At 66.1% G+C, this 24371-nt stretch carries 19 protein-coding genes; 3 read left to right on the top strand and 16 right to left on the bottom strand.

Annotated elements, in window-relative coordinates:
• Window positions 1-12 precede the first annotated feature (12 nt).
• From IPM80_12655 to IPM80_12590, 14 genes are all read right to left on the bottom strand, one after another.
• Complete coding sequence (locus IPM80_12655) at window positions 13-303, bottom strand: metal-sensing transcriptional repressor (protein MBK8959254.1); 291 nt, start codon at window positions 301-303, stop codon at window positions 13-15.
• A 14-nt stretch (window positions 304-317) separates the two neighbouring features.
• Window positions 318-1214 carry an MBL fold metallo-hydrolase gene (locus IPM80_12650; GenBank protein MBK8959253.1) on the bottom strand — a complete coding sequence of 299 codons (897 nt, stop codon included), beginning with the start codon at window positions 1212-1214 and terminating at the stop codon, window positions 318-320.
• Between the two features lie 83 nt (window positions 1215-1297).
• Complete coding sequence (gene soxB, locus IPM80_12645; protein ID MBK8959252.1) at window positions 1298-3007, bottom strand: thiosulfohydrolase SoxB; 1710 nt, start codon at window positions 3005-3007, stop codon at window positions 1298-1300.
• Between the two features lie 60 nt (window positions 3008-3067).
• Window positions 3068-3502: a DsrE family protein gene (locus IPM80_12640; protein ID MBK8959251.1), complete on the bottom strand. Its 435-nt coding sequence runs from the start codon at window positions 3500-3502 to the stop codon at window positions 3068-3070.
• Entirely contained in the window at window positions 3499-3810 is a 312-nt protein-coding gene (gene soxZ / locus IPM80_12635; GenBank protein ID MBK8959250.1) for a thiosulfate oxidation carrier complex protein SoxZ, read from the bottom strand. The genes IPM80_12640 and soxZ overlap by 4 nt, the downstream gene beginning before the upstream one ends.
• Window positions 3811-3828: 18 nt before the next feature.
• Window positions 3829-4287 (bottom strand): thiosulfate oxidation carrier protein SoxY, encoded by a 459-nt coding sequence (gene soxY / locus IPM80_12630; GenBank protein ID MBK8959249.1) that lies wholly within the window; start codon window positions 4285-4287, stop codon window positions 3829-3831.
• Between the two features lie 78 nt (window positions 4288-4365).
• Window positions 4366-5328 carry a c-type cytochrome gene (locus IPM80_12625; protein ID MBK8959248.1) on the bottom strand — a complete coding sequence of 321 codons (963 nt, stop codon included), beginning with the start codon at window positions 5326-5328 and terminating at the stop codon, window positions 4366-4368.
• Entirely contained in the window at window positions 5315-6604 is a 1290-nt protein-coding gene (gene soxC / locus IPM80_12620) for a sulfite dehydrogenase (GenBank protein MBK8959247.1), read from the bottom strand. Before soxC ends, IPM80_12625 begins: the two co-directional genes overlap by 14 nt.
• 184 nt (window positions 6605-6788) lie before the next feature.
• On the bottom strand, window positions 6789-8795 hold the full coding sequence (locus tag IPM80_12615; protein MBK8959246.1) for a hydantoinase B/oxoprolinase family protein: 2007 nt from the start codon (window positions 8793-8795) through the stop codon (window positions 6789-6791).
• A 3-nt stretch (window positions 8796-8798) separates the two neighbouring features.
• Complete coding sequence (locus IPM80_12610; GenBank protein ID MBK8959245.1) at window positions 8799-10874, bottom strand: hydantoinase/oxoprolinase family protein; 2076 nt, start codon at window positions 10872-10874, stop codon at window positions 8799-8801.
• A gap of 124 nt (window positions 10875-10998) precedes the next feature.
• The gene (locus IPM80_12605) at window positions 10999-13101 is read right to left on the bottom strand and encodes a PQQ-binding-like beta-propeller repeat protein (GenBank protein MBK8959244.1); all 2103 of its coding nucleotides are present in this window, start codon (window positions 13099-13101) and stop codon (window positions 10999-11001) included.
• Between the two features lie 12 nt (window positions 13102-13113).
• On the bottom strand, window positions 13114-14400 hold the full coding sequence (locus IPM80_12600) for a cytochrome P450 (protein ID MBK8959243.1): 1287 nt from the start codon (window positions 14398-14400) through the stop codon (window positions 13114-13116).
• 498 nt (window positions 14401-14898) lie between these two features.
• Window positions 14899-16887, bottom strand: coding sequence for a hypothetical protein (locus tag IPM80_12595; GenBank protein MBK8959242.1), 1989 nt, complete (start codon window positions 16885-16887; stop codon window positions 14899-14901).
• A 5-nt stretch (window positions 16888-16892) separates the two neighbouring features.
• Window positions 16893-18485, bottom strand: coding sequence for a methylcrotonoyl-CoA carboxylase (locus IPM80_12590; protein MBK8959241.1), 1593 nt, complete (start codon window positions 18483-18485; stop codon window positions 16893-16895).
• An 88-nt stretch (window positions 18486-18573) separates the two neighbouring features.
• On the opposite strand from IPM80_12590, the gene IPM80_12585 reads away from it, so the two are divergent.
• Entirely contained in the window at window positions 18574-19743 is a 1170-nt protein-coding gene (locus tag IPM80_12585) for an acyl-CoA dehydrogenase family protein (protein ID MBK8959240.1), read from the top strand.
• 59 nt (window positions 19744-19802) lie between these two features.
• Window positions 19803-20084 carry an antibiotic biosynthesis monooxygenase gene (locus tag IPM80_12580; protein ID MBK8959239.1) on the top strand — a complete coding sequence of 94 codons (282 nt, stop codon included), beginning with the start codon at window positions 19803-19805 and terminating at the stop codon, window positions 20082-20084.
• Between the two features lie 118 nt (window positions 20085-20202).
• On the opposite strand, the gene IPM80_12575 is transcribed toward IPM80_12580, so the two are convergent.
• Window positions 20203-21543 (bottom strand): DUF1329 domain-containing protein, encoded by a 1341-nt coding sequence (locus IPM80_12575; GenBank protein MBK8959238.1) that lies wholly within the window; start codon window positions 21541-21543, stop codon window positions 20203-20205.
• 354 nt (window positions 21544-21897) lie between these two features.
• Between IPM80_12575 and IPM80_12570 the strand changes: the two genes are divergently transcribed.
• Entirely contained in the window at window positions 21898-23523 is a 1626-nt protein-coding gene (locus IPM80_12570; GenBank protein MBK8959237.1) for an NAD(P)/FAD-dependent oxidoreductase, read from the top strand.
• Window positions 23524-23688: 165 nt separating this feature from the next.
• On the opposite strand, the gene IPM80_12565 is transcribed toward IPM80_12570, so the two are convergent.
• Complete coding sequence (locus tag IPM80_12565) at window positions 23689-24180, bottom strand: hypothetical protein (protein ID MBK8959236.1); 492 nt, start codon at window positions 24178-24180, stop codon at window positions 23689-23691.
• Window positions 24181-24371: the final 191 nt, after the last annotated feature.

The raw sequence follows: 24371 nt of genomic DNA, 5'->3' as shown, positions 1-24371 counted from the left end.
GCGCCGCGACGCTCAGCCGTACTTGGACAGGATCTTCGCCACCTGTGCGCCGGCCGCCTTGGCGCTCGACAAGTCGCCCGCGGTTTCCATTTCCGCTTCCATCGAGCAGGCCACCATTTCGTAGAACGCGCGATCGAGGGCACGGCGCGCCGCCGCCAGTTGCTGGGCCACCGCCTCGCAGCCGGCATCGGCCTCGATCATGCCCTGGATGCCACGTATCTGGCCCTCGACGCGGCGCAGACGCGTGATCATGCCGCGCTTGTGTTCGGCAAGCGTGTTCGCCGCGTTCGCAGGATTGCCCATGTCTGTCTCCCGTTTCATTGCTCGGCGCCGGCGGGCGACACGGCCGCGCCCAGCGCCTCCTGCTCCATCTGCAGGTGCACGTTATACGCGTTGGCGCGATTGGCCGCATCAAAGGTCGGCAGGTGCGCGAATCGTTGCCAGTCGATGCGCGCATAGGCCTCGTCGAAGGGCAGGAACTCGGCGACGGCACGCTGCATTTCGCTGCGCAGGAATGCAAGGTAGTCGCGCGTCAGTGTCAGGTCCTCACGCGGCTGCAAGGACGCCGGCCCGTGGCCAGGCACCAGCACCCGCATCGGCATGGCAAGCAGGCGTTCGATGGCGTGCAACCAGCCGGCGCTGTCGGCGTCACCGACGAAGGGCACGCGACCGGCGTAGACCGTGTCGCCGCCGAACACGACCTCGTCGGGCGCGACTTTCATGACCCAGTCCTCGGGCGCGTGCCCGGGGCCGACGTGCACGAGACTGAATTGCACGCCGCCCAATTCGAAGTGCTCGTCGTCCGCCACCCAGCGATCGGGCAGCGGCAGGGTGAAACCCGTACCCAACCACGGCGCCAGCGATTCGCGACGTTCGGCCAGGCGCCGCGCCGCAGCCTCGCTGTAGAGGTAAGCCCGCGCGGCCGCCGGCGCCCAGATCTCGGCGCCCGCCGCGCGCAGCGCAGGGATGCCGTAGAAATGATCGGCATGGTAGTGGCTGATGATGACGCGCTTGATGGGCAGGTCGGTGTGACGCCGAATCTCCGCCAACAGGCGTTCGCCCAGCGCCGGCGAACCGAGCGCGTCGAACACCACGACGCCGGCCGGCGTGATCACGAAGCCGGCATTCGACATGAAGCCCTGGTTGGCGCGCGATGCTTCCTCGAGCACACCCTGCACATACCAGCTGTGGGGTCCGACCTGGTGCAGCGGCATGGGCACGGTGGCCGGCGCCCAGTCCGCGGCCCAGCCGCGGGCGGCAAGCAGCGCGACACAACACGCGATCAGCGCGCGCGCGATCACTCCAGCCCCGGATTACCATCGACGCCGCGCAAGTGCGGCAGGTTGAGCTTCGGCGCCGCGAGGCTGGGCCGGGCACGCAGATACTCCGCGACCACGTCCCACACCGGCGGGCCTTCAACCTGCTCGGCGACCGAGGCCCAACCCGCCACCTTGTAGGTACGCGCCGCATCGAGCGGCACGTCGCCGAGGCGCAGGTCAGAAATGCGCGCGCCGCTGGCCGCGTTTGGATCGCAGCTGTAGCGCAGACCGCCGACGCGCACCATGTCTCCCCCCTGCTGGTAGTAGGGATCGGGATTGAAGAGATTGTCGGCGACGTCTTCGAGGATGGCCTTGATGCGCTCACCCGTGAACTCGTTGACGGTGACCGCCGGGTAGGTGATGGCGGTCTGGTCCAAGAGATGCTCCATCGTGATCGCATCGCCGGGCAGCAGGGTCGTGCCCCAGCGAAATCCTGGCGAGAACGCGATCTGCGCGCCCTGCACCGCCATCAGCGCATCGACTATCACCTGGTCGAAGCTGCCGTTGAAGTTGCCGCGCCGATAAAGCAGGCCTTCACTGACGGTGAGTTTCTCGGCGAGCTTGTCCTTGAACGGCGCACGTTGCGCGTCGATGAGCTTGGCCATGCCCGGGTCGGCGGGCAGCAGTTCGGCGAACACCGGCAACAGGCGATAGCGCCAGTCACGAATCCGGCCGTCGCGCACGTCGAAGTCGAGCACGCCCAGGAACTTGGTATTGCTGCCGGCATTGGTGACCAAGGTCATGCCGGAGGCGTTGCGCACTTCCACCGGTCGCGGCACGCCATCGTGGGTATGGCCTCCGCAGATGGCATCGAGTCCGCGCACCCGCGCGGCGAGCTTGATATCGACGTCCATGCCGTTGTGGGACAACAGCACCACCACCTGCGCACCCTCGGCGCGCGCGTCGTCGACCTGCTTCTGCAGGTTCTCTTCCTGGATGCCGAAGGTCCAGTCCGCCACCAGGTGGCGGGGATTGGCAATGGGTGTGTAGGGGAAGGCCTGGCCGATGATCGCGACTTTCACGCCATTGACGTCGCGCACCACGAAGGGCTTGAACACCGGGTCACCGAAGTCGGCGGTGACGACGTTCTGCGCCACGAAGTCGATGCGTCCCTTGAGCGGGCCGTCGACCAGTTCCTGCACGCGCGCCATGCCATAGGTGAATTCCCAGTGGGCGGTCATGACGTCGACGCCCAATTCGAGCTGCGCCGCGACCATGTCGGCCGCGCGCGTCCACAGCGCGGTGCCGGAGCCCTGCCAAGTGTCGCCGCCGTCCAACAGCAGCGCGCCGGGACGCGAGGCGCGCAGGCGCTTGACCAGCGTGGCGAGGTGCGCGTAACCGCCGACCTTGCCGTAACTGCGCGCCGCGGCCTCGAAATCGAGGCAGCTGAGCGCGTGCGCCTCGCGGCTGCCGGGCGCGATGCCGTAATGCGCGAGCAACGCCTGCCCGACCAGGTGCGGCGGCTTGCCGCGCCACTCGCCGACACCGAGATTGACCGACGGTTCGCGAAACCACACCGGCAACAGCTGTGCATGTGCGTCGGTGTAATGCAGGACACTGACGTTGCCGAACGGCGGCAGCTCGTAGAAATCGCCGCCGTCGGCGTGCGCGAGCGCCGAGCGCCTGCCGAGATCCAGCCCGGCGGCCGCCGCGATGGAGAGAAGCTCCAGGAATTGGCGACGGTTCATTGGTTCACCGGCGATGCGTCTTCGAACGAAATGGCCATGATGTCCTGCAATGCGCCTCGATCAAGGCTTCACGTAGACGAAGCCTTCACGCGCCTGCAGACGCGCGATCTCGGCAATGCCGGCCGGCACGATCTGGGCCTGGGGCAGCAAGCGCGTGAGATCCACCTTGCGTGATTCCAGCGTGTTGCGACAGATGCGGAACTCGACGCCTTCGGCCGCCAGCGGTTCGACCAGCAGTTCGAACGGGTAATTGCCGTCGTCGACCGCGTCCTGCAACAGGAACTCGATGCCATCACCGAGCGCCACCACCACCAGCTTGGCGCTGGGATCGGCCTGGTGATGATTCTTGAGCAGGCGCAATGCGCGCTTGGCCTGGGCGAGGCCCTCGCTGACATGGTAGACGACGCGGATCGGCGTGGCGTCGTCCGCCGCGCGCAGCGCCGGAGTAACGGCGACGGCCGCGAGCGCCGCGCCCAGCAAGCTGCGGCGCCTCATGCGATCACCGCTTCGTCGCTGCGCGACTCGCCGGCGGTATCGGTCCAGGTGACCTTGAGCTTGTCGCCCTTGGCCGCGCCCTTGAAACGGAAACCGAGATAAGGGTTCTTCGACACCGATGGTCCCCAGTCGGCATCCAGCACCTCGCGGCCGTTGCAGCTCGCGCTGACCTTGACGGTGTAGTGCGCCGGCACCAGCTTGCCTTCCGCGTCCTTACGCTGGCCGGTTTCCATGACGTGGGCCATCAGGATCTTGACGTCTATCTTGTCGCCGCTCAGCACGGCGCGTATGCGCATCGGGTCGCTCATGTTCGATTCTCCCCTGGCTCAGCCGCCGCAGCCGCCGAGCGTGACCTTGACCAACCTGGTGATGTAGAACGCCCCCGCATCGGTTTTCACCACGGCGTGGAGCACCGAGCTCTCGGCCACCTTGACGCGGGTCGAGACGTAGGGTTCGGTGCCGTCCGGAAAGTTGAATTGTGCCGTCATGACGTGCGGATTCTTTTCCACCAGGATGGCGATCGAACGCGTGTTGGCAATCCTGCTCTCGATCTCGAGCGGCACCACCGCGCCGTTTTCGGCGATGTCCGGCGCCTTGAAGGTGATGTCGGTCGATTCCTTCGCGCCCTCGGCGCCGAGCGCCTTGAGCGCATCGGCCACGGCGGTGGCCTCGAATGCGGGGCGCGCCTCCGCGGCGTGCGCCATGCGCGGCAGCAGGCCCGAGGAAAACCACGCGCACACGGCTGCGTAGGTTGCGCGCTGCAAGAATGTTCGACGCGTGTGCATGGTCACGGGCTCCTTGTTGGGCCGGCTTGGATGACGGTGTGAGGCGTGCCGGGCGGCACGCGCGTCACGGGCTTGGATTCACGGCGCCGCGCCACTGGCGAGCACCCATTTCAACAACAGTTCCAGATCGGCGGCGCCAATCGCGGTTTGGGCCGGCATGGCGACACTGCCCCAGTTGCCGGCGCCACCGGCGCGCAGCTTGGCGGTCAACATCGCGAGTGCATCGCCCTGGCCGGCATAGCGTTTCGCGACCGCGCGAAACGCAGGGCCCACACGCGCCTGTTCGAGCGCGTGACATGCCAGGCAGCCGTGGGACTGTGCGAGCGCCTCACCACCCGTCGGCGTTGCGGTGGCGGCCGGCGGCCCGCGCTTGAAGTCACGAAAGTGCTGTGCCAGGTCACCGTACATCTGCTGTGCAAAGCCGTCCGGCAGACTCGACTTCACGATGATCTCACCGGCGATGCAATCTTTCATGCAGGCGCTGTTGTGTACGTCGGGCTTGCCATCGACGCTCATGAAACCGTGCTCGAGAGTGAAGCCTTCACGATTGGGCATCTTCACTTGTGGCAGGGTCTTGGCATCCAGCACCGCGTCGGCCGGCAGGATTTCGTTCAGGTTGAGCACGTAGGCGGTCACCGCGTAGACCTGGTCGGCGCTCAGCGTCTTGGCGCGCGGGAAAGGCATGGCCCTGTTGATGTAGTCCCACAAGGTGGTGGCATGATCGAGCTTGCTGCCGACCGTGCGCTGCGGCGCGTTGCTGGCCAGCGAACCGATGCCACCGGTGAGCGCGAGATAGTCGTTGCTCTCGCCGAAGAAGCCATGGCAGGACGCGCATTGCTCGTCGTAGACAAGTTGCCCGTCAGCGACCGACCCCGAGCCCGGCGGCAGGCCGGCGCCATCGGGCCGCACATCGATATCCCAGCTCGCAAGCTCGGTCGCGCCGAGCGGCCTGCCGAGCGTATGCCAGGGCTGCGCCGCGTGTAGCGCCGTGCTCGCGGCGAGCAGCGCCAGCATCATCAACAGGCGCTCACACCTGGACATTGCGCACCTCGCCGCTCGCCAGCACCTGCCAGGTCTGGATGGCGTTGTTGTGATAGATGGACCGGGTGCCACGCACTTCGCGCAACTGCCGCAGCAAGGGCTGCACGTAGCCCGTGTCATCCATGCAACGGCTTTGCAACAGCGCCGGTGAACCGTCCCACACCCAGTCGGCACGAAAACGGCTCAGGGATTTACGCTGCACCGGTTCTTCGAGCCTGGCGGTGCGCCAGTTGCGACCGCCATCGGTCGAGACGTCCACGCGTTTCACCCGTCCGCGCCCCGACCAGGCGAGGCCGGAGATCTCGTAGTAGCCGCCCTTGTCGAGCAAGGTCATGCCGCCGGACGGCGACGTGATCACCGATTTCGCTTCCTGGATCCAGGTGAACTGGCGGCTCTTGCCATCGGGCATGAGGTCACTGTAGTGCAGGGTCTCTTCGCGTGTGTACCAGGGCGCGTCGCCCACTTCGATACGGCGCAGCCATTTCACGCTCGATACGCCCTGTACGCCGGGCACCACCAGGCGCAATGGGTAACCGTTCTCGGGCCGCAGCATCTCTCCGTTCTGACCGTAGACGACCATCACGTCGTCGAGCGCCATGGCCAACGGAATCGTGCGCGTCAGCGAGGAGCCATCGGCGCCCTCGGCCAGCACGTAGCGCGCACGCTTTAGATCGATGCCGACGTCATCGAGCAGTGTCGAAAGCAACACGCCGGTGTACTCGGCGCAGGACAGCATGCCGTGCGTGAACTGCACGGTCGGCACCGCCGCATTGCCCCACTCCATGCCCGTGTTGGCGCCGCACTCGATGAAGTGGATGCGCGATACCGACGGCATACGCAGCACGTCGTCCATGGTGTAGAGCTTGGGCGACGCCACCATGCCGTGGATCGCGAGGCGATGCTGGCTCGGATTGATATCCGGACGTCCATTGTGATCGCGTTCGAAATGCAGGCCGTTGGGCGTGATGATGCCGAACAGGTTCTGCAGTGGCGCGAAGGCGATGGAGGATTCCGCCGTGCGCGTGAGGCCGGGGCTCTGGCGGCGAATGACATTGGCTTCGAAGCTTGCCGGCGCGCCATAGGGATCGGCGGCAACCGGTTTGCCCAACACGCGGGCGCTCTCGAGCACTGGCAAGGTTTCGGCGGACAAGGTCGGCGCGCCGACCGCGATGGCGCCGGCGCCCGCCACGCGCTGCAGAAACCGCCTCCGGGAAGACACATCGACCGCCTTCGCAGGCAGCGAACGGCCGCGCGGGAACTCGTCGCCCATCGCCATCCTCCTCGGGTCGGAGCGCGGAAGTGACCACGCCTTTATACCCCTACCCGTATACAGCAAGGACTATAGGAGGCGCGTCAGGGGAGATCAATCTTGCACTGCACACCGCCACACGGTTGTCACCGTGGGTCGAGCTTGCGCCCGACATTCGCGCGACGCGATGGCATCACGATATCGCGTACCCTCACCCCGCCGCCGCCAGGTAGGCCGCTTCGTCGAAGGCCGCCGGGTAATCGAAGTCGCTGACGCTGATGCGCCCTTCTCGGATCAGGCGCTCGGCATGTTCGCCGCGATTGATCATCTTGAGCGGTGGTCTGGCGGCGCGCAGCCGATCGCGCAGGCTGCAGGTCGCCGCCTCATCGACTTCATAGGCGCGACGTTTGTCGGCGGCGGCATTCAACACCACGCCGTAGTCATGCTGCGCGCTTTGCAAGGACACCAGGCCGCGTACCACGTCCATGCGCACCCACTCGGGGACGCGCGCCAGCGGATCGCCCCAGCCGCCGCCACCCGGCGTCAGGATACGCACGATGTCGCCGGCCTTGACCGGCACCGCCTCGCGTTTGAACAACACGTGTTGCTCGTGCGGCGTACCGGGGTTGATCAGCGCGCCGCCGGAGCGTCCGGCCATGCCGCCGTTGACGCCGAAGCAGGAAAAGATGGTGCGATAGGAGACCGTCAGGAAATGCCCGTCGACCAGGATCTCGACGTCTTTCAGATAACCGAGACCGCCGCGATAGGCGCCCGGTCCGCCGGAATCCGGAAACATGCCGACGCGGTGCACGATGACAGGAAAGCGCTGCTCGATGAATTCGGTCGGCAGGTTCTTGGAGTCGGGCACGAGGTCGACGGTGTCGGTGCCATCGGCAAACGGGCGGCCACCGGAGCCGGCGCCGAAAATCTCGCGGTAGAGAAAATCCTTGCCGTGTTGGTCCCGGCCGTAGAAGCCGTAGAGCTGGATACATTGCGAATCGCCGACCATCTGGCCGTTGGTGGCCTTGGCCATGGCCGCCATGTAGGCGCCAATCATGCGCAGCATGCAATCCATGCGATCGGCGCCGGCTGCTGGGTATTCCGCCGACAGCACCGTGCGTGGCGGCAGGTAGGCCTTGAACACACGCGTCAGACCTTCGTTGACGATCATGCCCGGCACCTGGGCCTTGACGAAGCCGCCCAGCCATTTCGAATAGTGCCGACCGTCCATCACCCAGTTGACCGGTCCCGGCACCTGGCCGTCGGTGCCGGCGAAATCGACGATGATTTTCTCGCGATCCTTGCGCACGGTGAGCTTGATCTTGATGGGCTTGTCGAGCTCGATGCCGTCGTTTTCGAGGAAGTCCTCGCCCACGTATTCGCCGTCGGGAATGTGCGGCAGCGCTTCCTCGCGCACGATTTCTTCGCAGCGGTCCATGATGCGGTAGAAAGCCGCTTCCACCACGTCGGTGCCGTAGCGGCGGCACAGTTCCTCCACGCGCCGCTGGATGATGCGCGTGGCGCCGACGAAGGCGTCGATGTCGCCGCGCAGGTCGTCCGGGTAGCGGCTGTTGCGCAGGATGATCTTCCACGCCTCCTCGTTGCGCACACCCTGTGCATAGAACTTGATGGGCGGCACCTGTATGCCTTCCTCGAACACCGTGGTGGCGGTCAGGGGCCAGCTGCCCGAGACCTTGCCGCCGACATCATTGCAATGCCCGAACACCTGCGCGAAACCGATCAGGCGCGCATCGGAGAAAATCGGCACCACCACGCAGAAGTCGGGCAGGTGGCCGATGGTGCCGCTCGATTCGTGGATGTCGTTATAGAGATAGACATCGCCTTCATGGATGTCATCGAGCGCGTAGTAGTTGCGGATCGGATCGGCGGTCGCCGCCCACGACACGCGCGTGACGCTGTTGCAGTCGATGGTATTCAGCGAGGCGCGGTAGTCGTGCTGCTCGCGCACGATGGTCGACACCGCGGTGCGCTCGACCGCCGCCTCGCCCTCGTCGATGGCCGCTTCCAGCGCCCATTCGAGAACGTCGAGGGTGACACTGTCGATGCTGTCCTTGAGCGCCTGGATGCGCGGCCAGTGTGCGTCGTCGCGCGTGAAGCTGACTTTGCGGCGCGGCGCGTAGTCGTCGGTGAGATAGCGCGCCTCGTCGAAGAGCACGGCGCTGTCCGGTTGGCGTTGGGTGGTGCTGGGCGGCGTCATGATTCAGACCTCGCTCGCGATTTGGGTGGCAATGATTTGGCCGTACGGGTCCAGCGTTGCGCGCCAGCCGGGCTCGAGCACGAACGTCGCGTCGTACTGCTCGATGACGGCGGGCCCGTCCAGCGGCACGGCGATGGGTGCGAGGCTGCGCTCGTAGACCGGCAGCTCCACCTCGCCGACGCCGCGGAACACGCCGCGCCGCAGCTCGCGTCGCGCCGCCTGCCAAGTGCAACCGTCGCGCGTTTCGGCCGCCAGCGCCAGGCGCGGAAAGAGGCCGAAGCCGGTGGCGCCGATGTTGACGATTTCGACCGGCTGCCGGCCTTCGTACTCGTAGCCGAAGCGGTCGTCGTGGGCGCGATGAAAAGCCTTGATGGCATGCCGCACGGCGGCCTCGCCGAGACTGCCGTCGAGGAGCGTGATCGGTACCCGCACTTCGTAAGCCTGGCCGACGTAGCGCATGTCGGCGAAGGCGCTGATGGCGGTGTCCGCCGCGGCAAAGCCCTCGCGTGCCAGGTCACCGCGCACCTGTTCATGCACGGTGGCGAATTCAGCGGCGAGACGCGCGACGTCGAGCGTGTCCTCGCGCTGCACGTCGGTCACCACGCGATCGGAACGCACATCGGTGGCGAGCAATCCTTCGGCCGAGGTGACGCCGGGCGCCGGCGGCAACACGATGGTGCGGATGCCGAGCGCATCGGCCACCAGGCAGGCGTTCAAACCGCCCGCGCCGCCGAATGCCATCAAGGCGTAGTGGCGCGGGTCGCGGCCGCGCTTGACCGATACCACGTTGATGCCCTGGGCGATGTTGTTGGTGGCGAGATCGAGGATGCCGAGCGCCGCTTCCTCCACGCTCATGGCGAGCGGCGTGGCAATGTGCTGCAGGATGGCGCGCCGCGCGGCCGCGACGTCGAGACGGATGGCGCCGCCCAGCAGGTAGGGCGACACGCGGCCCAGCACGATGTGGGCGTCGGTCAATGCCGGCGCCGTGCCGCCGCGCCCGTAACACACCGGCCCGGGTTGCGCGCCCGCGCTCTGCGGGCCGACTCGCAGGCTGCGGCCGGCGGCCAGCCATGCGATCGAGCCGCCGCCGGCGCCGACGGTGTGCATGTCGATCATAGGTGCCTTGATGTTGTAGATGTCGATGCGTCCCTCGGTCAGCATGTTGGGCTGGCCGTGATCGATGAGACAGATGTCGGTCGAGGTGCCGCCGATGTCGATGGTGATGAGATCGGGGTGACCGGCGGCCCGGCCGTAGTAGCAGGCGGTGACGATGCCGGCCGCCGGCCCGGACAACACCGCGGCGATGGGCTGCGGCGCCATGTCCGTGGCGCGAATGATGCCGCCGCTGGATTTCATGACGAACAGTCGCGCGTCGATTTCAGCATTGGCGAGACGCCGTTCGAGGCTGGTGAGATAGCTCGTCACCAGCGGCATGAGCCCGGTGTTGAGACAGGTGCTCAAGGTCCGTTCGTACTCGCGGTATTCGCGTATGACGTCGGACGAAATCGACACGAAGCAAGCCGGGTGCTCATCGAGAATCAACTCCCGCGCGCGACGTTCATGGGCGGCGTTGCGATAGGAATGGATGAACGACACTGCGATGGCATCGACCCCCATGTCGCGGAAATCGCGCGCCGCCGCGCGCACCGCCTCTTCATCCAGCGGCATCAATTCATTGCCGCGAAAATCGAGTCTTCCTGGCGCCTCGCGGATCAATTCGAGCGGCACCACGCGCGGCGGCTTCAGCCACCAGGTGATATCGCCGAAATCACCGGGCACGGTCTGGCGCCCCACTTCCAGCATCTCGCGATAGCCGGCCGTGACGATCAAACCCAGCGTTGCGTATTTCGATTCGAGGATGGCGTTGGTCGCGACCGTGGTGCCGTGGCTGATGAAGCTGACGTCGGAGGCGCCGGCGCCTATCTCGTCCAGCAGTTCACGGATGCCGTGGGTGAAGGCGCGCGACGGATCGTCGGGCGTGGACGAGGTCTTGCGCACGCAGCGCTGCCCGGTGTGTTCGTTGACCGCCACGAGATCCGTGAAGGTTCCGCCCGTATCGACGCCGATGCGCCACGCCATGCTGCCTCCTCGCGGCCGAAGTCTGCGCTTCAAGGCCGTCGTCTGTACCGCCCCCGACCCCGGCGTGCGCGGGCACGCCTATTCACCTCTTGCACAAGCGTAGCCGCTGGCGCGGCGCACGGCCCTAGGGCGGGCCGACGCCCTCGTCCAGCGCGAACACCCACAGCGTGGTCGCACCGCCGGGGTTCTCGATTTCCGGCGTCAGGCTCTGCCACGACACGTCCACCGGCCCGCCGCCACCGCTGGTGATGGCGACGTACTGGCGGCCGTCGCGTGCATAGGTGATGGGAAAGGCGTTGGGCGTGAGATCGAGACGCGTCTGCCACAAGAGCTTGCCGCTGGCGCTGTCGGAGGCGCGGAAATAGCGGTCGCGTGAACCCTCGAACAGCAGGCCGCCGGCGGTGACCAGTGCGGCGCTGGCCTGTGAAGCGCGGCGACGCTGCTGCCAGCTCAGCTTGCGCGTGTCGAGATTGAGCGCCGCCACGCGGCCGAACTTGCCATCGCTGTCGGGGCGCGGCAGCACCGTGTACTGGATGTCCCACTCTTCGTTGGGCTTCCACAAATAGCTCATGCACGATTCGAACATCGGGATGTAGAGCGTGTGGCTGCGTTCGTCGTAGGCGGTCGACGGCCAGCTGCGCGCGCCGCCGGGGAAGGGACACACGATCTTGGGCTTGCCCGCTTCCGGCTCCAGCGCCGGGTCGGTGGTCTTGCGGCCGGTCCTGGCATCGATGCCCGTCACCAGGTTCTGCAGGCCCATGTCGTGGGAGAACAGATAACGCCCGGTACGCGCGTCGAGCGCATCGAGTATGCCGAGCTTGCCCATGGTCACCACCACGCGCGTCGGTCCGCCGGGCAGCGGCAAGGTCAGCACCGTGCGCTCGAAGGCCCAATCGAGATCCCACACTTCGCGCGCATGGTGCTGGTAGTGCCACACCAGTTGTCCGGTATCGGGATTCAAGGCCAGCGTGGTGTCGGTGTAGAGCGCATCGTTCGATGCTTCGCTGGCGCCATCGCCCTTCATGAGCGGCGTGATGTGATAGGTCTGGCCGGTGCCGAAATACACCAGGTTGAGCGTCGCGTCATAGGTGCCCGCCACCCACACCGAGCCACCGAAGCGCTTGTCGAGCGGCGCGCCGTTCCAGCTGTCGCCGCCGGCCTCGCCGGGACGCGCGATGGTATTGAATCGCCACAGCTCCTTGCCCGATGCAGCGTCCAACGCAAGGATGAAGCAGCCGCCGGCATGACCGGCGCCGGAACAGCCGGACACGCCTTGAATGACCTTGCCGTGCACCACCATCGGCCCGCCGGTCAGGCGCAACACGCCGTCGGATCCTTCGATGGTGTGATCCCACAGCAGCTTGCCGCTGCGCGCATCGAGCGCCAGCATGTGATTGTCGAGGGTCGGCACGTAGAGCGTGGTGCCGAACAGCGCGAGATTGCGCGGCTGCGTGGTGGGTGGCCCGGCGGGCGTGACCGGCGCGGCCACGCGGTTGAACTTCCACAGGATGTCGCCGTTGCGCGCATCGATGGCCAGCACCGCGCCGTTGCTGTCGACGAACATCACGCCGTCATGCACGAGCGGCGTGATCTGATTGGTACCGGCCGTCAACGACAGGCTGAAAGCCAGGCGCAGGTGACGGGCATTGGCGCTGTTGATCTGCGTGAGCGGACTGAAGCCATGACCGTCGTCGGTACGCCGCCAGTTCAACCAGTCCTCGTCGCGCGGCTGGCGCAGCATCGCTTCGGTGACCGGCGTCATGCCCGCCAGCAGCGCGGTGCGCGCGGCCTTGGCCGCGCGGTAGGCGGCATCTTCGTTGCGCCCCGGATCGCCGGCGCCGCCCGAGGCCGCGCCGCCTTCGCTGCTCGCCGCGGCGACCGGCCGTGCGGCAGCGACGTCATCAAGACCGGCCATGCGGTTGTGGCGCGCGATGAAATTCGTGAGCCCGGTGGCGCTGGCGAGATCGAGGCTGCCGGGCTTGGCCGGCGGCATGCTGGCGACGATGAGATCGCGCATCGCGGCCGCGCCCTGGCCCTGCCACTTGTCGACGAAGGCCTTGCCCGACAGCGGCGGGCCGTAGGCGCCGCCGAGATGCACGCCATGGCAGGCCGCGCACTGCGCGAGGTAGGTGGTCTCGGCGCCGTCGCCGCTGGTCGCCGCCGACGTCGCCGTCGCGGACATGAGGACACACAGCGCGGCCGCGCCGCGCGCCAGGAAATTCATCATCGAGCGTTCCTCTCAGGCCACGAGCCTGACGGGCAGTTTGGAAAAGCCGGACACATGGGTGTTGGCGATACGGTGGCCGGGACCGGCCACCTCCAGGCGCGGCAGCAGCGGCAGCAAGGCCTTCAACGCCGAGCGTAGTTCGGCACGCGCGAGGTTGGTGCCGATGCAGAAATGCGCACCGTAGCCGAAGGCGATGTGATCGTTGGGCGTACGTCCGATGTCGAAGCGGTAGGGGTCATCGAACACCGCGGCATCGCGATTGGCGGACGGGTAGAACATGCACACCGTGTCGCCGGCGCGGATGGTGGTGCCACCGAGTTTGAAGTCTTCGGTGCAGGTGCGCAGGAAACACACCACCGGTGAAGTCCAGCGCAGGATCTCGTCGACCGCGCTGCCGATGAGCGAGGGGTCGGCGCACAGGCGCGCGCGCTGCTCGGGATGCTCGAGCAAGGCCACCAGTCCGCCGACGGTGGCGTTGCGCGTGGTGTCGTTGCCGGCCGCGATCAGCACGAACAGGTAACCAATCAGCTGCTGATCGTTCATGGGCTTGCCCTGCACGCGGGCATTGACCAGGCGATTGATGAAATCCGACGGGCCGCCGCCCGGCTGGCGATGCTCGTGGATGAGCTTTTCGAGATAGCCGCGGAACTCGTTGGACTGGCGCTCGGACGCCTGCACCACGGTCTCGCCGGGCAGCATGTGCTCGGCTTCGATCTCGCCCAGCACCGCGCCGGACCACACCAGGATCTGGCGCCAGTCGTCGGGCGCGAGGCCCATGATCTCGCCGGTCGCGGCCAGCGGCAGCTTGCAGGCGAGTTCGCGCACGAAGTCGACCGTGCCGCGCGCCTCGAGACTGGCACGCAATTCGTCGGTGAACTGCATGGCCAGCGCATCGAAGTGGGCCGCCATGCCACGCATGCAGCCCTGCGTGAAAGCGCCGCTCGAGGCCTTGCGCACCTGCCGGTGCCGCGGGTCGTCCATGAACACGAGATCCGGCGGCTCGTTCGGATCCCAACCGCGGGCGGCGCCGAAGGCGTCGACGCCGCCGCGTCCGAGTTCCACCTCGTGCTTCAAGGTCAGGCGCAGGCGCGGCCCGCCGTTGATGAACACGCGCGGGTGACCGGACACGGTCATCACGTCGGCATGGCGGGTGATGGCCCAGAACGGCTCCACGTCGTCGCGCTCGTACCAATGGATGGGCGCGTGCTCGCGCAACAGGTCCCAGGCCTGCCAGGGATAGCCCTGCTCGGCGTAGAGGCGTGGGGTGTGGATATCGATGGAATCGAGGTCTAGAGCCATGGCGCGTGTCTCCCCCTTTTCGATGCGAAGGGCATCCCACCGGCGTTCGACGGCAGTGCGCCATCGACTCCCCGCTCGCGAGGAATGCATGCAGCGCCAAACATGCGACTTTTGCCCGCGCCTAGGCCATCCCCCCAACGGGTAGGGACCATCGAGGGCGAGCGGAGTGCGGAGCGGGCGCCCCGGGGCAGGAGCGAGGCTCCGATAGTCGCAGCGGGATCAATTTTGTCGCCGCGAGTGACAATCGATTCATAAATCGCGTAAGAGCTGAATCATTGGAAATTCTCGCCTACCGAGAATTTTTTATTCCCGTACGGGAACATTAGCAGTCGGCCTGTCGCCAGAAAGTCGCTGCGCCGGGGCTAAGACGCCTTGTGAAAATCCCGAACGGGAAAATAAAAAGAAAATTCGAACAAAGGAAGCCTGGGACGTTCGAGCAGGAACGGCAGAGGGTGAGGCTGGGAGTTGGGGTGGAAACGGGCCAAGCGCCCGCGGGAATCACTCGTCGACCGGCGCCAGGCGCACCAATACCGTGCCGCCCTGGATGGTGTCGCCGACCGCGACGCCGAGGCTGGCCACCACGCCATCACGCGGCGCGGTCAGGGTGTGCACCAGCTTCATGGCTTCGAGCACGGCCACCGGCATGCCGGTGGTGACGGCCTGGCCGACGCCGACCAGCAGGCCGGTGACGATGCCGGGCAGTTCAGCGCGCACATCGTTGCCCGCCTGGCCATGGCCGACGTCGCTGGCGCGAGCCGTGAGCGCCGACGTCACCGTGACGGTCGTGCCATGGCCTTCGCACCACAGGTGCACGGTGCCGCCCACGCGATGCGCGCGGTAGAGGCGCTTGCCGGCGACAAGGAGGCGCCCGCCCTCCTCCGCCTGGTAGGAGAACGCCTGCCCGTCGATGTGGGCGTCGACGCGGTCGGCCGCCAGGCACTCGAGCGCCAGCTCGCGGCGGCTGTCCCCCTCGCCCACCGCCAGGGTATAGCGAGCGGCGCGACCAGCGCTGGCCGTCAGGCGGAATGCCTGCCCGGCATCGAGCGGCCGGTCGGAGCCGTGGCGGGCGGCTTCGTCGAAATACCAGGCCGCGGCCGCCGCGCCCAGGCGCTCGCACAGCCGGTTCGCACTCGGCCTCCAGCCGCCGGCAAACGCCCCGGCCAGGAAGCCCGTGGTCAGCACATCGTTGAAGGCCGGCAGCGTGAGCAGGTCCGCCAGCCACGCCTGGTTGGTTTCCACGCCTTCGATGCGGAACTGCCGGATGCCGCGAGCCAGCTTCTCGGCGGCCGTGGCGCGGGTGCCGGCAAAGGCGATGAGCTTGGCCAACATGGAATCGTAATGCGGCGTGACTTCGCTGGCCGCGTCGATGCCGCTGTCGACTCGCAGCCCGGCCAGCTCGGGCTCGGCATAGCCGCGCAAGGGGCCGAAAGACGCCTGGTAGTCGCGCTCCGGCACTTCGGCGTTGATGCGCGCCTCGATGGCCCAGCCGTGGCGCCGGATGTCGGCCTGGCCAAAGGCCAACGGCTCGCCGAGCGCGCTTCGGATCTGGGCTTCGACCAGGTCGATGCCGGTGGTCAGCTCGGTGACCGGATGCTCGACCTGCAGGCGCGTGTTCATCTCGAGGAAATAGGGCTCGTCGCCGCGCTCCGCGTCCAGCACGAATTCGACCGTGCCGGCCGAGTCGTAGCCGATGGCGTGGCCCAGCGCCAGCGCGGCCTCGAACAGGCGCGCCCTAACCGCCTCGTGCAGGTGGTTGGCCGGCGCTTCCTCGATGACCTTCTGGTAGTTGCGCTGGATGGAACATTCGCGCTCGAACAGATGTACGAGGCCGCCGTGGCGGTCGCCCAGCAATTGCACTTCGAGGTGACGCGGCCGCGTGATGCAGCGCTCGAGCAACATGCGCTCGTCGCCGAACGCGGCCCGCGCCTCGGCGCGCGCGGTGGCGAGCTGACGCGCGAAATCCGCGGCGCTGTCCACCCGTTTCAAGCCCTTGCCGCCGCCGCCGGCGCTGGCCTTGATCAAGAGCGGGTAGCCGATGGCATCGGCCTCGGCGGCGAGCCGCGCGTCGCCCTGCTCGTCGCCGTCGTAGCCCGGCACACAGGCCACGCCGGCGGCGCGCGCCAGGCGCTTGCTCTCGATTTTCGAGCCCATGCGCGCAATGGCGTCGCGATGCGGGCCGATGAACACGATGCCGGCGGCGGCGCAGGCGTCCAGCAATTCGAGCTTTTCCGACAGGAAGCCGTAGCCAGGATGAATAGCTTCGGCGCCACTCTCGACGGCGGCGCGCAGCACGGCGCCGGCATCGAGGTAGGAATCGCGCGCGGCGGCCGGACCGATGCGCACGGCGCTGTCGGCCTCGCGCACGTGGCGGGCGCTGGCATCGGCGTCGGAATAGACCGCGATGGCATGGATGCCGAGCTTGCGGCAGCAGCGGATCACGCGGCAGGCGATCTCGCCGCGATTGGCGATGAGCAGGCGGCTGAACATGGCGCTCACATCCGGTATACCGGGCTCACGCCCTCGAAGCGCGGCGTGCTGGCGTCGGCCAGCTCCAGGCAGATGCCGAGCACGTCGCGGGTGTGGCCGGGCTCGATGATGCCGTCGTCCCACAGTCGCGCGGTCGCGTAGTACGGATCACTCTGCGCCTCGAATTGCGCACGCGTCTGCGCTTCGAGCTCGGCGAGGGCGGCGGGGTCGGCATCGCCCTTCAAGGAGCCACGGCGCAGATCCAGCAGCACATTGCTGGCGACATCGGCGCTCATGGTCGCGATGCGGCTGTTGGGCCAGGTGAACAGGAAGCGTGGCGCGAAGCCGCGCCCGCTCATGCCGTAGTTGCCGGCGCCGTAGCTGCCGCCAATCATGACCGTGAAGCGCGGCACGCGCGCGGTCGCCATGGCATAGACCAGCTTGGCCGAGTGCTTGGCGATGCCGCCGCGTTCGGCCTCGGTGCCGACCATGAAACCGGTGATGTTCTGCAGGAACACGAGCGGAATACGCCGCTGGTTGCACAGCTCGATGAAATGCGCGCCCTTCAGCGACGATTCCGAGAACAACACGCCGTTGTTGGCGAGGATGCCGACCGGGTAGCCGTGGATGTGGGCGAAGGCCGTGACCAGGGTGGCGCCGTATTCGGGCTTGAATTCCTGCATTTCGCTGGCGTCGACCAGGCGTGCGATGACTTCGCGCACATCGTAGGGCTGCTTGAGATCGGTGCCGACGATGCCGCCGATATCGGCCGCGTCGTATAGCGGCGCACGCACCGGCTGGCGCGCCGCATGGCCGCTACGCGGCCAGTTGAGGTGGGCGACGATGTCGCGCAGCTTGGCCAGCGCCTCGTGTTCATTGACGGCGAGATAATCGGTGACGCCCGACACGCGCGCATGCATGGCCGCGCCGCCCAGGGTTTCGCCGTCCACCACTTCGGCGATGGCGGCCTTGACGATGGGCGGACCGCCGAGGTGGATGCGCCCCGTGCCTTCGACCATCACCGATTCATCGGACAGGGCAGGAATGTAGGCGCCGCCGGCCGTGCAGCCGCCGAACACCGCCGACAGCTGCGGCAGCCCGTCGGCGCTCATGCGGCATTGGTGATAGAAGGTCGTGCCGAAGTGGCCGAAATCGGGAAACACGCGGTCCTGCTCCGGCAGGTAGGCGCCGCCGCAGTCGACCAGGTACAGGCACGGCAGGCGGTTTTCCCAGGCGATTTCCTGCGCGCGCACGTGCTTGCGCACGGTCTCGGCGAAGAAGCTGCCGCCTTTCACGGTGGCGTCGTTGGCGATGAGCATGCACGGCACGCCGCTCACGCGGCCGATGCCCGTCACCACGCCGGCGGCCGGGACTTCGTTGCCGTACAGGCCATAGCCGGCCAGCGCCGATAACTCGAGAAACGGACTGCCGGCATCCAGCAGCAGGTCGATGCGATCGCGCACCGGCAGCTTGCCGCGCTCGAGATGACGTGCGCGCAGTTTCTCGCCGCCGCCTGCCATCGCCCAGCGCACGCGTTCGCGCAATTGCGCCACCAGGCTTGCGTAGCCTGCGGCGTTGCGCGCGAATGTCTCGGAACGAAGGTCGATGCGGCTCTTCATGGTCGAGGCGGGGCTGCGATTGACACGGAGGTGAATGCGCCCGGACACTGCCCGACGTTTTTACGAATTGCAAGTCTTGGAGTTTTCGATGAGCGCCGATCTCAGCAACGCCGCCTGGCCCTATTTCACTGAAGAACACGAGATGCTGCGCACCACCCTGCGCCGCTTCATCGCCGACCGCGTATTGCCGCAGGCCGACGCCTGGGAAGAAGCCGGCATGGTGCCGCGCGAAATCATGCGCGAGATGGGCAGCCTGGGCTTGCTCGGCATTCGCTACGCCGCGCAATACGGCGGCAGCGAGATGGATACGCTGGCCACGGCGCTGCTGGCCGAAGAGCTCGGGCGCTCGAGCTACGGCGGCTACGCGGTGACGGTGCTGGTGCATACCGACATGGCGAGCCCGCATCTGCATCATGCCGGCAGCAAGGCGCAGCTGGAACGCTACATGCCCGACATCATCGCCGGCAAACGCGTGGCCGCGGTGGCCATGACCGAGGCCGATGCGGGCTCGGACCTCGCCGGCATGCGCACCAGCGCCCGCCGCGAGGGCAACGAGTGGGTATTGAACGGCGCCAAGATGTTCATCACCAACGGGGTGCACGGCGACATCTATTTCGTCGCCGCCAAGACCGGCGCGCCGGGGCGCAACCGCGACATCTCGATGTTCATCGTCGAGAAGGGCACACCCGGTTTCACAGTCGCGCGGCCGCTCAAGAAGCATGGCTGGTTGTCCAGCGACACCGCGGAACTGCATTTCGACAATTGCCGCATCCCGCTCGACAACCTGCTCGGCGAGGAGAACCGCGGCTTCTACTCGCTCATGAAGAACCTGCAGAACGAACGCATCGTGCTCGGCGCGCAATCCATGGGCGAAGCGGCGCGCGCGATTGAACTCGCGCTGGAATGGACCACCCAGCGCCAGGCCTTCGGTGCGCCGCTGTGGGACAAGCAGGCCATCCGTCAGCGCCTCGCCATGCGCAGCGCCCAGGTCGAAGCCTGCCGCGCCCTCATCTTCAACACCGCGTGGCGCGACGCGCAAGGCCAGCAGGTGACCAAGGAAGTGTCGATGGTGAAAGCGCTGGCCGGCACCCTGGTCAACGAGGTGATGTACGACTGCCTGCAGTTCCACGGCGGCATGGGTTACATCCGCGAGTCGGCCATCGAACGCATGACACGTGATGCGCGCGTGCAGTCGATAGGCGGTGGCGCGACCGAGGTCATGCTGGAAGAAGTCGCCAAGCGCATGGTGGCGAAATAGGCGCTGCCGCGCCCCCGCATCCCATCACACAGAGAGGTCGAACGACGATGAGCTGCCAGGTGATACTTGAATTCAGTGCCAAGCCCGATTGCGTGGAGAAAGTGCGCGCGTGGCTGAAAGGCGTGTTGCCCGATACCCGGTCATTCCCCGGCTGCGTGACATTGCACGTCATCCAGAACCAGGAAGACCCGACCGGCATCATGATTGTCGAACAGTGGGACAGCCGCCAGGACTATGAAAAATACCTGGCGTGGCGCACCGAGCGCGGCGACATGGTGGAATTCGGCGCGATGATGGCCGGTCCGCCGAACATCCGTTTCTTCGACTACTTCCGGGTCTGAATACCGACCTGTAGGTGCGAATTCATTCGCACATCAAGGGGCGTGGCCGAGCGCCGCGGCGTCCCTTCAATGTGCGAATGAATTCGCACCTACAGCGCTCATTCCCGGTTTGCCGCCCTCAGCGGCCGCCGCTCAGATTCGAGATCGAGAACTTCCGCTCGATCTGCTTATCGGTCATGGTCGGGATCTCGGTCGGCGTGGTCGCGATGGCGAGACTGGTGGAGCTGTCGAGCACGTCGAGACCGATCGCGCCGCGCCAGCGCAGCACCGAGGTCTCGTTGACGAGCGCCGGCGTGCTGTTGTCGGCGGGGGCCTTCTGGTAGGCCGGCATGAACACGCGCCACAGTTCATCCTTGCGGTTGATGACCATCGACATCAGGCCATTGAAAGTCTGGTCGTCGACGAACAGGTATTTCGACGCGACCGGATGTTCGCTCCAGCGCGGCTTCAATTCCACCACGTGGCACTGGCGCACCTGCCAGCGGTCGTTGAACACGTTGCTCTGCTTGCCGCCGAAGCGCAGCTTGGGTTCGCGTGAATCGGTGACGTGCAGAATCGCCTTCTTGCCGCGGTACACCCATTCGTAATCCATCACTCGCCCTGAGAACGCCTCGAAGTCGTCGAGCGTCCAGTTCGAGCCCATGAACTTGTCCGCGCGCTCCTGCGCCGACAGTCGTCGCACGCGACGCTCTTTCGGAAGGTAGGAACTCACTTGGTCTTCCTCGGCCGGATCGAGCGAGCGCTCCACCACGAAGGTCGTGCCCTTGACGTCGAACGGTGCGCTGAAGGAGATGTAATCCTTGAACAGGCGCTTGTCGGCGTCGGCCGCCTTCACGCGATAACCCTGGGTCGGCAGCATGGCCAGGCCGTTGAGATAGACGCGGTGATAGGTCTGCACCATGGAACGCTGCACATTGCCGCCGCCCTCCATGCCCGGCACGCGCGTGCCGCTGACACCGGGCGCGGTCGGGTCGACGTAGATCATGTCCATGGCGTCGACCTTGTAGCCGTAATACTGCCAGCGATGCACGTTGTTCCAGGCCACCATGTAGCCGGCTTCATCGGGCGTTGCCGCGGCAATCTGTTCATTGCTGAACGGCTGCCCCGCCACGTAACCTTCCAGGCCACCGCCGGCGCGCAGCGTGGTCTTGCCGGCATTGGCGGCGGTCACTTGCTGGTAGTCGGGCGACGGCGAGTAATCGCCGCTGGCCTCGATCTCGATCGGCACGTCGCCGTCGGCGATGAATTCGAAATAGCCCGGCGGCAACAGGCTGCGCAGCTTTTCCAGGTCGGCGCCGCTCACCTGCGTGCCCGGCGCCGGCATGTCGGCCGGCGGCGGCGCGCTCAACCATGCTTCGACGCTGGCGCGATTGGCGGGCTCGGCCCACGCGCTTTGGGCAAGGAGGCAAACGCCCGCCATCAATGTGGGCACGGATTTGCGCAGCAATTGTCTCGACATGTTTGCATTCCTTTCAACGGCGATTCGCTGGTCAGCGGGGTGCGCATTACACCATGGCCTCGAGGTCACTGCCGAGTCGTCACGGCGATAGTGCGCGTCCTTGCATCGTTACACGGTCCGTTGAAACGCGTTAGCCAACGAACTGAGGCATGATCTCACCCACCATCGGGGGTAATGGCCGCGCGATGGCATGACAGGCCAAGAGATTCCCATGACCCAGGTCAAGCCTGCTCGCGGCACGGCACCTACCATCGAGCCACTGTTGTGACCTCGGCGCGCCTCGCCTGCGCCCGCGTCACACCACGCGCGTGGCAGTCGCACGCGATGTCCAGCTTCATACGGAGGTCTTTCGCCATGTCCAACCAGCAATACGACGTCATCATCATCGGCGCCGGCATATCCGGCATGTATCAACTTTGGAAGCTGCGCAAGCTCGGGCTTTCGGTCCGCGTTTTCGAAGCCGGCTCCGGCGTTGGTGGCACCTGGTACTGGAATCGCTATCCCGGCTGCCGCTTCGATTCGGAGTCCTATTCCTACGGTTACTCGTTCTCCAAGGAAATCCTCGACGAATGGGATTGGAGCGAACACTTCGCGCCGCAGCCCGAGACCTTGAAGTACCTCAACTTCGTCGCCGACAAGCTCGACGTGCGCAAGGACATCACCTTCCACGCGCGGGTCAAGTCGGCGGTATTCGATGACAGCGCCACGCGCTGGACCATCGAACTCGAAGACGGCAGCAAGGCTTCGGCCGGCATTTTGATCTCCGCCACCGGGCCGTTGTCGGCGCCGCAGATGCCGAACATTCCCGGCGTCGCCGACTACAAGGGCGAGGCTTATCACACCGGCATGTGGCCGCGCGATCCTAACGGCCATGGCCCGGCCAACATTCCCTTCAACGGCAAACGCGTGGGCGTGCTCGGCACCGGCGCGACCGGTGTGCAGGTCATCCAGGAAGTGGCCAAGAGCGCCGGCGAGCTGTTCGTCTTCCAGCGCACGCCCAACTGGTGCGCACCGCTGTTGAACAGCAAGATCGACGCCGACACGCAGAAGACCATTCACGCCACCTACGACCAGATCTTCAAGCAGTGCAGCGAGTCGATGGGCAACTTCCTGCACAAGAACGATCCGCGCTCGGCGCTGGAAGTGAGCGATGCGGAACGCGAGGCGTTCTTCGAGAAGCTCTACAACTCGCCGGGCTTCGGCATCTGGCTCGGCACCTTCCGCGACGTGTTGACCGATCAGCGTGCCAATGACTACGCGAGCGATTTCATCGCGCGCAAGATCCGTTCGCGCGTCAAGGACCCCAAGCTCGCCGAGAAGCTCATCCCGACCGATCATGGCTTCGGTCTGCGCCGCGTGCCGATGGAGACCAATTACTACGAGTGCTACAACCAGCCCAACGTGCACCTGGTCGACATCAAGGAATCGCCGATCGAGCGCATCACCGCCAAGGGCATCAAGACCAAGGCGGCCGAATACGAGCTCGACATGATCATCTACGCCACCGGTTTCGAAGCGGTGACGGGCGCGCTGGCGCGCATCGACATCCGCGGCGTGGGCGGCAAGAGCCTGCAGGAGAAATGGAAGGACGGTCCGCAGACCTATCTCGGCATGCAGACCACCGGTTTCCCGAATTTCTTCACCCTGGTCGGACCCAACAACGGCGCCACTTTCTGCAACATCCCGCGCTGCATAGAGCAGAACGTCGAGTGGCTGACGGACCTCATCGCCGACATGCAGGCCAAGGGCATGAAGCGCGTGGAGCCGACCCAGGCCGCCGAGAACGCCTGGACCGACCACGTCGACGAAACCGCGCGCGCGACCCTGTTCCCGACCGTCAACTCGTGGTTCATGGGCGTCAATGACAACATCCCCGGCCGCAAGAAGAAATTCATGCTCTACGCCGGCGGCTTCCCGCTCTACCGGCAGAAATGCGCGGACATAGCGGCCAAGGGCTACGAGGGGTTTGTCAGGGCTTGAGGGCATTCACTCCCGGCGACGCGATGCGTCGCCGGGAGTGTGGTTCAGCAGGCAGCGTTGTGGGTCAGACTTCAGTCTGACATTCAAGGTCCATCCCGGCGCTAGCGTTGTTGTCCAATGTCAGGCTGAAGTCCGACCCACAACCGACGATTCCTTGTTGCTGGATTATCCTTTCACATCCCCCGGCCACTTCGTCACCCAGTCGTGATGGAAATCGCCGACGGTGACGGCGCGCTTCAGGCTCAAATCGTCGTTCAGGAATTCGTAGATGACATCGGTGTCGCTGCGCATGCCAAAGAAGATGATGGCATCCTCATTACCCGCACCTTCGATATGCACTTCACCGAAACCGCCGTGGGAATAGCTGCCCGCCGGTTTCACTTTCAGCACTTCGCCGCCGTTCAACTGCTCGCGCACGCGCAGCTCGCCTTCCAATACCAGCGTGGTGGTGGCACAGCCATGGCGGTGATACATGCATTGTCCGTTGGCCTCGAACTTGACCAGCATGTCGGCGGTGCGCGCGGCGACATCGACATTCAGGATGCGGTACCAAGTGCCGGGCGTGAAGAACTTGTGCCACTCGACCTTGCTGGTGTCGTAGCGGAAGCCGGACTTGTCGGCGGAGCCTGCGGTCTGCGCGGCAAGGGATGAAGTCATGACGCTCTCCTTGTAGGTGCGAATTCATTCGCACATTGGAAATGTGACGGGCGGCCAATCCAATGTGCGAATGCATTCGCACCTACAGGGTAAGGCCGTCAGCCATTTTACGCCGCGCCGCCCGGTGCGCCGCCCCCGTTTCGGGGAATGGCCGACCGCTCCTGCACTTGCGCCCTGCTCTGCTAGAGTGC

This window comes from Pseudomonadota bacterium, from assembly GCA_016719885.1.
In the GTDB taxonomy this organism is placed as follows: domain Bacteria; phylum Pseudomonadota; class Gammaproteobacteria.
Note: the sequence above shows the minus strand (reverse complement) of the source record. Positions and strands in the feature narration are given on the sequence as shown.

Bases quoted from the DNA above. Each gene is read 5' to 3' on its own strand.
- IPM80_12575 (MBK8959238.1), bottom strand. From the start codon at position 21,543: ATGTCGAGACAATTGCTGCGCAAATCCGTGCCCACATTGATGGCGGGC.
- IPM80_12565 (MBK8959236.1), bottom strand. From the start codon at position 24,180: ATGACTTCATCCCTTGCCGCGCAGACCGCAGGCTCCGCCGACAAGTCC.
- IPM80_12625 (MBK8959248.1), bottom strand. From the start codon at position 5,328: ATGTCCAGGTGTGAGCGCCTGTTGATGATGCTGGCGCTGCTCGCCGCG.
- IPM80_12590 (MBK8959241.1), bottom strand. From the start codon at position 18,485: ATGAAGAGCCGCATCGACCTTCGTTCCGAGACATTCGCGCGCAACGCC.
- IPM80_12570 (MBK8959237.1), top strand. From the start codon at position 21,898: ATGTCCAACCAGCAATACGACGTCATCATCATCGGCGCCGGCATATCC.
- IPM80_12595 (MBK8959242.1), bottom strand. From the start codon at position 16,887: ATGTTCAGCCGCCTGCTCATCGCCAATCGCGGCGAGATCGCCTGCCGC.
- IPM80_12655 (MBK8959254.1), bottom strand. From the start codon at position 303: ATGGGCAATCCTGCGAACGCGGCGAACACGCTTGCCGAACACAAGCGC.
- IPM80_12610 (MBK8959245.1), bottom strand. From the start codon at position 10,874: ATGGCGTGGCGCATCGGCGTCGATACGGGCGGAACCTTCACGGATCTC.
- IPM80_12600 (MBK8959243.1), bottom strand. From the start codon at position 14,400: ATGGCTCTAGACCTCGATTCCATCGATATCCACACCCCACGCCTCTAC.
- soxB (MBK8959252.1), bottom strand. From the start codon at position 3,007: ATGAACCGTCGCCAATTCCTGGAGCTTCTCTCCATCGCGGCGGCCGCC.
- IPM80_12640 (MBK8959251.1), bottom strand. From the start codon at position 3,502: ATGAGGCGCCGCAGCTTGCTGGGCGCGGCGCTCGCGGCCGTCGCCGTT.
- IPM80_12650 (MBK8959253.1), bottom strand. From the start codon at position 1,214: ATGCCGCTGCACCAGGTCGGACCCCACAGCTGGTATGTGCAGGGTGTG.
- IPM80_12615 (MBK8959246.1), bottom strand. From the start codon at position 8,795: ATGACGCCGCCCAGCACCACCCAACGCCAACCGGACAGCGCCGTGCTC.
- IPM80_12605 (MBK8959244.1), bottom strand. From the start codon at position 13,101: ATGATGAATTTCCTGGCGCGCGGCGCGGCCGCGCTGTGTGTCCTCATG.
- soxY (MBK8959249.1), bottom strand. From the start codon at position 4,287: ATGCACACGCGTCGAACATTCTTGCAGCGCGCAACCTACGCAGCCGTG.
- soxZ (MBK8959250.1), bottom strand. From the start codon at position 3,810: ATGAGCGACCCGATGCGCATACGCGCCGTGCTGAGCGGCGACAAGATA.
- IPM80_12585 (MBK8959240.1), top strand. From the start codon at position 18,574: ATGAGCGCCGATCTCAGCAACGCCGCCTGGCCCTATTTCACTGAAGAA.
- soxC (MBK8959247.1), bottom strand. From the start codon at position 6,604: ATGGCGATGGGCGACGAGTTCCCGCGCGGCCGTTCGCTGCCTGCGAAG.